Origin of the sequence: Lentzea indica (assembly GCF_012184385.1) — a bacterium.
GTDB classification, from domain to species: domain Bacteria; phylum Actinomycetota; class Actinomycetes; order Mycobacteriales; family Pseudonocardiaceae; genus Lentzea; species Lentzea indica.
On the sequence record NZ_VSRL01000308.1, the window covers coordinates 1 to 9713 of the forward strand.

General features: G+C 68.6%; 10 protein-coding genes and 1 pseudogene. 6 read left to right on the plus strand and 5 right to left on the minus strand.

The genetic code is table 11. The features are described 5' to 3' along the window. Nucleotides 1-328: 328 nt before the first annotated feature. A complete protein-coding gene (locus FXN61_RS43170; RefSeq protein ID WP_246292932.1) occupies nt 329-2446 on the minus strand; it encodes a transglycosylase domain-containing protein in 2118 nt (705 codons plus the stop codon). Between the two features lie 96 nt (nt 2447-2542). Next, nucleotides 2543-3571, minus strand: a complete 1029-nt coding sequence (locus tag FXN61_RS43175; RefSeq protein ID WP_167979626.1) for a carbohydrate kinase family protein — start codon at nt 3569-3571, stop codon at nt 2543-2545. 51 nt (nt 3572-3622) lie between these two features. On the opposite strand from FXN61_RS43175, the gene FXN61_RS43180 reads away from it, so the two are divergent. Next, on the plus strand, nt 3623-4819 hold the full coding sequence (locus tag FXN61_RS43180) for an MFS transporter (RefSeq protein WP_167979627.1): 1197 nt from the start codon (nt 3623-3625) through the stop codon (nt 4817-4819). A 61-nt stretch (nt 4820-4880) separates the two neighbouring features. On the opposite strand, the gene shbA is transcribed toward FXN61_RS43180, so the two are convergent. Further along, a complete protein-coding gene (gene shbA / locus FXN61_RS43185; protein WP_167979628.1) occupies nt 4881-5576 on the minus strand; it encodes an RNA polymerase sigma factor ShbA in 696 nt (231 codons plus the stop codon). 287 nt (nt 5577-5863) lie between these two features. Here shbA and FXN61_RS43190 point away from each other — a divergent pair, with 287 nt between their 5' ends. From FXN61_RS43190 to FXN61_RS43205, 4 genes are all read left to right on the plus strand, one after another. Beyond that, nucleotides 5864-6688: an alpha/beta fold hydrolase gene (locus FXN61_RS43190; RefSeq protein ID WP_167979629.1), complete on the plus strand. Its 825-nt coding sequence runs from the start codon at nt 5864-5866 to the stop codon at nt 6686-6688. Nucleotides 6689-6777: 89 nt separating this feature from the next. Next, a complete protein-coding gene (locus FXN61_RS43195; protein WP_167979630.1) occupies nt 6778-6957 on the plus strand; it encodes an ABC transporter ATP-binding protein in 180 nt (59 codons plus the stop codon). Nucleotides 6958-7002: 45 nt separating this feature from the next. After that, nucleotides 7003-7545, plus strand: a complete 543-nt coding sequence (locus tag FXN61_RS43200) for a helix-turn-helix transcriptional regulator (RefSeq protein WP_167979631.1) — start codon at nt 7003-7005, stop codon at nt 7543-7545. Nucleotides 7546-7549: 4 nt separating this feature from the next. After that, nucleotides 7550-8125, plus strand: a complete 576-nt coding sequence (locus tag FXN61_RS43205; RefSeq protein ID WP_167979632.1) for a nucleotidyltransferase family protein — start codon at nt 7550-7552, stop codon at nt 8123-8125. Here FXN61_RS43205 and FXN61_RS43210 read toward each other — a convergent pair. Beyond that, on the minus strand, nt 8100-8708 hold the full coding sequence (locus FXN61_RS43210) for a C39 family peptidase (protein ID WP_167979633.1): 609 nt from the start codon (nt 8706-8708) through the stop codon (nt 8100-8102). The two genes, FXN61_RS43205 and FXN61_RS43210, sit on opposite strands and share 26 nt — an antisense overlap. A gap of 428 nt (nt 8709-9136) precedes the next feature. Then, nucleotides 9137-9307 (minus strand): hypothetical protein, encoded by a 171-nt coding sequence (locus FXN61_RS43215; protein ID WP_167979634.1) that lies wholly within the window; start codon nt 9305-9307, stop codon nt 9137-9139. Nucleotides 9308-9375: 68 nt separating this feature from the next. Here FXN61_RS43215 and FXN61_RS43220 point away from each other — a divergent pair. Next, a pseudogene (locus FXN61_RS43220) lies at nt 9376-9713 on the plus strand (transcriptional regulator); the annotation flags it as partial.

A 9713-nucleotide genomic window follows, 5' to 3' on the forward strand; every position in this document is an offset into this window, starting at 1 on the left:
GAGGGGATAGGTCAAGTCGACGAAAAGCGTGTCGACTTGACCTATCCCCTCGGGCGCGGCACAACGCGTCAGCGCGACTCGTGACGGGACCACCCCACCAGCTGGCTGTGTGAAGAGCTGCTCGGCTGCGCCTTCGCGGTCGGCTCGCCTTCGGCCTCGCGGTTGGGTTATGGCTTCTGCAAGTACCGCCAACTCGTGATCGAATCGCCGCTACCTACTACCAACTCGCGGGCCGTGCGGGTGCTCGGCAGCCAAGAACCCTCCACCGGTCAAAGCAAAGGGCCGCCGGACGCACCTGGCGTCCGGCGGCCCTGAGACCGAGCAGTTCTTACTTGTACTTGGGTGCGGCAGGAGGCAGCGGTGCCACCGGCAGGCCCTCGTGGATCGCCTTCATGGCGTTGAACCACGTCGGTGCCGCGACCTGACCACCGAACACGCCCTGCTTGCTACCGGGGCAGAACCGGATCGGGTTCGCGCAGATCACCTGGGGCTGGTTGCCGTCGGCGTAGGTCATGACGGCGCCCGCGTACTGCGGGGTCGCGGCCATGAAGGCGACCGACTTGTGCTCCTCGGTGGTTCCGGTCTTGCCGATGGCCGGGCGGTTCCAGCCGGAGCCGCGGGCGGCGTCGGCGGCGGTGCCGCTGCCGCTGGTGTCGTGGGACATGCCCTGGGCCAGCGAGTTTGCGAGGTCCGTGTTCACGGCCTGCTCGCAGGGCTTTTCCTTGAGCGGGATCTCCTTGCCGTAGCGGTCGAGGACCTTCTCCACCGGGGTCGGCGGGCACCAGGTGCCTCCGGAGACGATCGTGGCCGCTACGTTGGCCAGTTCCAGGACGCTGGTGGCGCCGGGGCCGAGGGTGTAGGAGCCCGCGTTGTTCTGCTTCGTCCAGTCGCCCTGGGACGGGCCGTTGGACTTGTCATCCTTCAGGGGTTCGCCGGCGCGGTTGACGCCCTGGAGGGTTTCGCGCATGCCCAGGCGGTAGGCCATGTCCACGACGCTGTCCAGGCCGGTCTTCTCCTGAAGGATCACGAAGCCGGTGTTCGGGGACTGCGCAAGGGCCTGGGTCAGCGACATCTTGTCGTTGTACTTGCCCGCGTTCTCGACCTTCCACGGCGCGCCGCCGTTCGGGTAGATGCGCGAGTAGTGGGTGGCGGGGACCGCCATCTCCTTGTCGATGCCGATGATGCCCTTCTCCATTGCCGCGGCGGCGGTGAAGACCTTGTTCACCGAGCCGGGACCGAAGGGCAGGACCTCGGCGGGCACCGGGCGAGCGACCTGGCCGAGCTGGGCGTTGTTGCCGTAGTCGCGGGAGGCGACGAGGGCGCGCACGCGGTGCTTGTCCTTGCCGGGCTCGACGACGGACATGACGTTCGAGATGCCGTTCTGGGTCTTCGGGACCTGCTGCTCGGCCGACTGCTTCGCGGCCTTGGTGGCCTTCGGGTCCATTGTGGTCTTGATGGTGAGGCCACCGCGCTGCAGCTGCTTGTTGGTGACGCCGGACTCGCGCAGATAGTCGAGCAGGTAGGAGCAGAAGAAACCGTAGATCGGGCCGTCACCGGCTCCGACGCAGCCCTTGGGCAGGATCTGCAGGTTCTCGACGACGCCCATCGGCGCGGCCTTGTACTCCTCGGCCTTCTTCTGCGCTTCGACCTGGTCGGTGCCGAACGCGTTGTTCTCGCGCATCTTGTCGATGACGATGTTGCGGCGCTCCAGCGCCTTCTCCGGGGAGGCCCCGGGGTTCAGCGACGACGGGCGGTTCGCGATCGCGGCCAGCAGCGCGGCCTGCGGAACGGTCAGCTTGTCGGCGGTCGTGTTGAAGTACGCCTTGGCCGCGGCACCGACGCCGTAGGTCTGGTTGCCCAGCGGCACGATGTTGAGGTAGCCGGTGAGGATCTCTTCCTTGGTCATCTGCTGCTCGAGCTGCAGCGCCACGCGCGCCTCGCGCATCTTGCGGCCGATGGTCGCCTCGGTGGCCTTCTCCCAGGCCTCCTGCTCGTTGTCGGCGCCGAGCACGAAAGCCATGTAGTTCTTCACGTACTGCTGCGTGAGCGTCGACGCGCCCTGCGTCGCCCCACCGTCCACACCGGCCTTGGCGGCGGCACGGGCGATGCCCTGCCAGTCGACGCCACGGTGGTCGTAGAACCGCTTGTCCTCGATCGCCAGGATCGCGGCCTTCATCGTGTCCGAGATCTGGTTGGACTCCAGCGGAACGCGGTACTGGTCGTACAGATAGGCGATCACGTCGCCGTTCATGTCCGTGATGGTCGTGACGAGCGGCAGCTCACCCTTCGCGAGGTCACCCGACGTCTGGTCGACGGTGTCGGCAGCGCGGTTGGACGCGAGCCCGAGACCTCCGACGAACGGGAACACCATCGCAGCGAGGAGCACGCCCGCCGTCAGGCACAACCCCAGCAACTTCACCAAGCCTGACGCGCGTGCGGCGAACAACCCGCAACTCCTTCCGAACAAAACCCCAGAGATTCCCTACGTATAAGTCGCGCGGGAGGCCCGTGAGGTTGCGTCCGCTGATCGACTGTTTTCAACCTACCGGAGCAACCGCAGGCCGATCGTCGGACTAGCCCTCCGCACCTCGACGCCCGCGTGGTCGGGCAGCACGTCGTCGAGGAACCCGTACCGCGACAGCTCTTCGTCCGGCCGCCGGCTCACCGTCCGCCACCAGACGGCGATGTCGCCCCATCCCGGCGACGACAGCGAACCGCCGAAATGTTGCACGGACAGCGCGGCGCACAGGTTCGCGAACCGGACCTTGTGCTCCAGCGGCCACCCGGCCAGAGTGCCCATCACGAACCCGGCGCCAAACACGTCACCGGCACCTGTCGCGTCGAGCTGCGCCACGTTCAGTCCCGGCACGTCCACGACTTCGCCGGTAGAGCCGTCGACCGCGACCGCTCCCGCGCCTCCGCGTGTGACGACCACCACTGGCACGTGCTCGGCGAGCCTGCGCGCCGCGGCCTCCGGCGAGTCGGTGCGGGTGTACCCCTGTGCCTCCACGTGGTTGGGCAGGAACACGTCATAACCGTCGAGCCTGCGCAGCAGCTCCGGCGACCACGCCCCCGTGCGGTCCCAGCCGATGTCGGCGAAGAGCTTCGCGCCGTTCTCCTTCGCCGTGCGCACCCACTGCTCGTCCTCGGCCTGGATGTGCACGAAGCACGCCCTCGTCGACGGCGGCGGGCAGAAGAGATCGTCTGCGACGACCGGCGCCTTGTGGCCGTGCGTGACCATCGAACGGTCGCGCTCCATCGCCATGGAAACAGTCACCGGCGAGTGCCACCCGTAAAAGCGACGGCAATAAGAAAGGTCGACCCCCTCCTGGTCGGCCAGCACGTCCCAGCAGAAGTCGCCGTACGCGTCCTCACCGAACGCCGCCGCCAGCGCGGTCTTCAGCTCCAGCCTGCGCAGCGCCACCGCGAGGTTCGCGATCCCACCAGGACACGACCCGAGCCCCTCGGCCCACACCTCCGTTCCCGCGGCCGGCGGGCGGGGCAGGCCGGTGAAGATGATGTCGAGGAAGACGGTGCCCGTCAGCAACACGTCGTAGTCCGGGTCGGTCATGCGTAAACCTTGCCACCCGCGACCGGCGATCATGCGTTAGAAACGATCCTCATGGGGGTTCCACTCAGGAAAAACGTCCAGTTCCAGCTGCTCTGGTTCGGCGGCGCCGTCTCGCAACTGGGCACGCAGCTCACCACGTACGCGATGCCACTGCTGATCTTCGCCGTCACCGGGTCGTACTTCTGGGCGGGCGTCATCGCGGGCGTGCGCGCGGCAACGCTGATCGTCGCCCAGATGCCGGCCGGCGTGTGGGTGGACCGCTGGGACCGCGGCAAGGTCCTGATCTGGAGCCAGACGACGCAGGCCGTCACCGTCGCTGCCATGGCGGCCAACGTCGTCACCGGCCTCAACTCCATCCCGCTGTTCCTCGGACTGGCCGCCGTGGACGGCGTCTGCACCGCGTTCGCCGGTCCCGCCCGCTCCACCGCGATCAAGGCGGTCGTGCACCCCGACCAGCTCAAGACCGCCTTCGCCCAGGAGGAGGCGCGCGGTCACGTCGCGTGGCTCGCCGGACCCTCTCTCGGTGCGCTGCTCTACGGGTTCGGGCGCGCGTTCCCGTTCATCGGGGACGCCGTGTCGTTTCTCGTCGCCGCGGTCTGCGCGTGGTTCGCCAAGATCCCGGCTCGGGTGGGAGAACGGCCGCGTCAGCGCATGCACCAGGACCTTCGCGAAGCCTGGTCCTGGCTTTGGCACCAGCGGGGCCTGCGCAACCTCGTCGCGATCTTCGTGACGCTCAACCTGCTCGGAATGGCCTCGATGATCCCGGTCGTCGCACTGGTCAAGGAACGCGGCGGCCCCGACTGGCTCGTCGGCCTCGTGCTCACGGGCATCGGCGTCGGCGGTGTGCTCGGAGCGCTGGTCTCGCCGAGGGTCACCGTGACGCCCGGCCGGCTCGTGGTCGCGGTGCTCTTCGTCTTCGGCACGAGCAACCTGGCGATGGCGCTCCCGTTCGGCGCGTGGTGGCCGTTCGTGCCGCTCATGGTCACCGCGATCGCGACACCGTTGCTCAACGTCTCGGTGAACGCGGTCTTCACGGCGATGGTGCCCGACGACCTGATGGGACGAACGGACGCCGTGCTGAACTTCGCCGTCCGAGCGCTCACCCCGCTCGCACCGGTGGTCGGCGCGTTCGTCGCCGACCTCGTCGGTGGTGCGGTCGCACTGCTCGCGTTCGGCGCGTTGATCCTGGTCACGGCCGTGGTCGCGGTGTTCACCGACCTCAGGACGCCTGTTGCGCAGGGGTCCTGAGGTGCTCGTCTCGGTGCAGGACACTCCCCGTTCGGTCCTGCCGACAAGACCTCGCCGCCAACTAGCCTTCCTCGGCGATCATCTCCCGCATCCGGGTGAGCGCACGGTGCTGCGCCACCCGCACGGCACCCGGCGTCGATGCCACGGCCAAAGCGACCTCCTCTGCGGACAGTCCGACGGCCACCCGCAGCACGAGGATCTCGCGCTGGCGTGCCGGCAGCTTGTGCAGCAGCCGCGTGACCTGGGCCATCATCTCGCCGTTGACCGCGTGCTGCTCCGGCCCGGTGTCCAGGGACGGGCAGTCCGGCAGCTCCGGCACGACCTCTGCGCGGTTGCGGACGGCGCGGCGGCGGGCGTCGGCGACCTTGTGCGCGGCGATGCCGTACACGAAGGCGAGGAACGAACCGGGTTCGTAGCGGTACTTGGACAGCGCGCCGAGCACCGCCACGCAGACCTCCTGCGCGATGTCCTCGGCCGAGACCAGGGTCCGCTCGCGGCCGCCGACCCGTGCGCGGCAGTAACGCACTATCAAGGGCTGGATCCGGCCGAGCAGGTGCTCGACCGCCCGTCTGTCTCCGTCCAGAGCGGCATCGACGAGGTCGGTGAACTCGGCTTCGGCGAGCCACTGACTGGAGACCGGTGCCTGGCGCACCCGACGGCGCATGGGCACCGTTGGCCGGCTCCAGTCGTCCACTGCGTCTTCCGCGACGAGGACGCCGACACCGCCACCGGTCCGCACGGCTGTGGGTTGGACCATCCCGGCGACCTCCTCCACTACAGCGACACTAGGGGCTTCACTGAAGAAGAGAACGCAGCGAGCCGTTTGATACCGCCTGCTTCCAAGAGGACCACGAAGACCAGCCGGGTGGGGAAAGCAGCACCCTTTTGGGGTAGGACGTGGTCCTAACGGCCCAGTCTTTCGACCTTGCCGAACTTCTGTACACCGAGGTGGCCGGCCCGGAACCCGGCCTCCGAGCAGGCGGGTACGTGAGGTGGTGACGCTCGCCCGTTGAGAGCCAGGTCACGGCAGTATTGTTCGAACTTGTGATCGAGCACGTGAGCATCCCGACCGAGGCAGGCACCTTCGACGCCATCGCGTCCGGCCCCGAGGACGGCCGCCCGGTGTTGTTGCTGCACGGGTTCCCCGAGGCCGCCATCGAGTGGGAGCACCAGGTCGCGGTGCTCGGCATGAACGGTTTCCGCGCGGTCGCCCCCGACCAGCGCGGCTACTCCCCCGGCGTGCGGCCGGAGCAGTCCTCCGAGTACACGGTGACGCACCTGGTCGGCGACGTGATCGCGATGGCGGACGCGCTCGGCTGGTCCACGTTCGACCTGGTCGGCCACGACTGGGGTGGCGCCGTCGCCTGGTGGACCGCCATCGAACACCCGGACCGAGTGCGCACGCTCTCCGTCTTCTCCACGCCGCACCCCGGAGCGCTCAAGACCGCGCTGCAGACCGACGAGGAGCAGCGGATGCGGTCGCAGTACATGCTCGACTGGCGGGAGCGCAGCACCGAGAAGCGGATGCTGGACAACAACGCCCACGCGCTGAAGCAGATGTTCGAGTACCGGATCCGGCCGTCGCACGTCGACGAGTACATCCAGCGCCTGTCCGAGCCGGGCGCGCTCACGGCCGCCCTCAACTGGTACCGCGCCGGCAAGCCGCACGGCGCGGCGGACAAGGTCAGCGTCAAGACCATGTACGTGTGGAGCACCGAGGACGTGGCGTTCGGGTCGGTGGCCGCGTTCGAGACCGAGAAGTGGTGCACCGGGCCGTACCGGTTCGAGATGGTCGAGGACGTGAGCCACTGGATCCCCGAGGAGATCCCCGAAGCGGTGAGCTCCCTACTCCTCGAACACCTCGGCTAAACCTCGTTTGCCGCTTGCGGCAGTTGCCGGAAGCGGAAGTCGTTTGCCTGGTCACCGGCTCAGCCCTCTCGCAGCGCGGTGTCGGCGACATGACCGCGGAACTGGAGCGCGCGCTCGGGGCGTTGCGCACCGTGCGCGCGTGCCGGGTCGAGGAACGCGAAGAGGAGCTGATCGGACATCGTGCCGAGCAGGCCTGTGCCGCCGGGGTGCGGGCCGCGCGGATCACCGCACCGAATTCGTCGAGGTCCTGCACGACCGATCCTGCGTGATGCGCACGCTCGACCCCCCTGACCCGGTCGACGTCGGTCCGGGGCGTGCTGTCGAGCCGCGGCGGCATCGACAGCGCGTTGCTCGGCCTGATGACCAACGCCGCCGAACGCGGACGCCTGCTGCTCGACCCGCCACTCGCCAGACACGCCGAGACGATCGAACGCGTGGCGCGGCACCACGTCGACGTCCGCGTGCACACCCAGCCGGCCCGCCACATGCTGGTCTTCGACGACCGAGGCGCCGTCCTGCCGCTCGACGCAAGCGACCTCAACACCGGCGCCTTGCTGCTGCGCTGCCCGCTCTCCACCCCGTACGGCCAACTCTTCGAGCAGATGTGGTCGGACGCCGAGACGCTCTCCGAGAACGCTCGGCAGCGCGACGGCCTGACCAGCCGGGAAACCGAAGTCATCGGACTTCTGCTGAACGGAGCCACGGACCACCACGTCGCCACCCGGCTCGGCATGAGCAGCCGCACCGTGCGCGCTGTGATGGCGCATCTGCAACAGCGCTTCGGAACACGGTCTCGCATGGCACTCGGCTTCCAGCTGGCCAGATCGGGGAACCAGGTCCAGACGTTGCTAGGTTGAACGCATGCGCGTGGCCGGCCTCCTGCTAGCTGCGGGGGCCGGCCGCCGGTTCGGCACTCCGAAAGCCCTCGTTCCGTTGGGCGGCAAGCTCTTCGTCGACTCGGCAGCCGAACTCCTGAAAGCCGCCGGATGCGACCCGGTGGTCGTCGTCCTCGGCGCCAACGCGGACGAGGTGCGAACTCAGGCCACTTTGGACGGCGTGACCGTCGTCGACAACCCGCACTGGGAAACCGGGATGGGCTCGTCGCTGCGAACCGGCCTGCACGCCATCGGCATCACGGACGCCGTCGTGGTGCTCCCCGTGGACACACCCGGCGTGACCGTCGCAGCCCTGCACCGCCTGATGGAACTCGCCGAGCCGAAAGCACTGGCGCGCGCGGTCTACCACGGCGAAATCGGGCATCCGGTGCTGATCGGCTCCGACCACTTCGCGGGCGTGATGGCGTCGGCGGCGGGTGATCAGGGCGCGCGGGACTACCTCAAGGCGAACACCGTCCGCCACGTCGAATGCGCTGACGTGGCGGACGGTGCCGACATCGACCGGCCAGAGGACCTCAGGCGACGTAACGGCGGAGCTTGATGCCCGACGAGACGTTGGAAGCGCTCAGCCACGCGAGCTTGCCACCCGCGTAGGCCGGGTCGGACACGGCGAACTCGTTGCCACCGGCGCGGTAGCCGACGATCGTCGCGTAGTGGCCGCCGGAGTAGTTGCGGCCGTTCAGGCGGATCACGTTGATCACGACGGCGTGGCCCCGGTTGGCGTTGTAGACGACGTCGGCCTTGAGCTTCTGCAGCAGCTGCGCGTCGGTCGACCACTGCTTGACCTGGTAGTAGGTCGAGCCGGTGTAGTGGTCGAGGGCGTTCTCGAGGTTCTTGATGTTCGGCAGGCCGTTGGTCGTGACCTTCATGTAGGAGGCCAGCGTGGACTGCTCGACGCGCTTGCCACGGGCGGTCAGCGCGATGCGGGCGGCGGCCGCGGAGCACCAGTAGCCGGTCTTCTGCACCTGGAACTCGTGCGGCAGAACGCCTTCGCCCTGGATGCCGAGCTCGGCGGCGGCCGGGACGACGGTCTCGCCGGGCGCCGCGAGCGCGACCGGCGCGGTGAGGATGGTCATCGCGACGCCTGCCGCCGCCATCACCCCTGTGATCTTCGCAAGCTTCATGGTTCATTCCCCTCAGTGGTGGCGCCGAACCCCAGCGCGGCGCTCGGCGACAGCTTGCTGGGAGGCGGTAAAGGGTCGCCACCACATTCGGCCAAGTCCTAAAAAGCCAGGTAGGAGTACTCATGGCCGCGTGAACACCCACGCAGAGTGGGCGGAGTGGACCATTTCGCCTGAGTCGTCTCGAACCCGGTACAAGCCCTGCGACGCTGTGCCACTCTGCTTGCCGTGTTGCGTGTCCACTTCACGGCGGAGGACCTGGCGAGGGTGCGTGTCGCCGCTGGTCCCGACCCGATGTGGGAGATCCTGCTGAGCCTGCACGTGCTGCGGCAGCGTTCGGCGACCCCGGTGTTCGGCACGTGGCGCGCGAACGTGCGGACGACGTTGCCCGACGACACGCGCTGGCTCATGCAGCTCGCGCCGCCGGTCGGCTACTCCCCCGACTTCCTGACACCCACCGCGGGCTCCTGCGCGGTGGACGCGGGCATCGACGCGGTGCTGTCGACGCCGCTGGAGTCGTTGCGCGCGGACCTCGCGCAGCTCAACCACCAGCAACGCCTCGACCCGCGCACACACCGGTTGGCGAGCGGCGACGTGGCCACTTTGGACTCGCTCGGCGAGGCGCTGCGCGCCTACTACCGGGCACGCGCTCGCGCCGATCTGGGACGACGTGCGCGCCGTGGTGGACGCCGACCGCGCGGTGCGGGCGCGTTCCTTTCTGGACGGCGGCTGCGAGGGCGTGCTCTCGGCGCTGCACCCGACGATCTCGTGGGCACCGCCCGTGCTGTCGATCGAGTCCCGCTTCCCGCAGCGCGACGTCCACCTGCACGGCCAAGGCTTGGTGCTGGTGCCGTCGTACTTCTGCTGGGAGCGGCCGATCATGCTCCGCGACCAGCGCCACGCGCCCGTTCTCGTCTATCCGATCGCGCGCGATCTGCACGTGACGAGCGCCGGCAAACGGTCGCTGGAGGCGTTGATCGGCCGCACCCGCGCCGCCGCGCTGGAGGT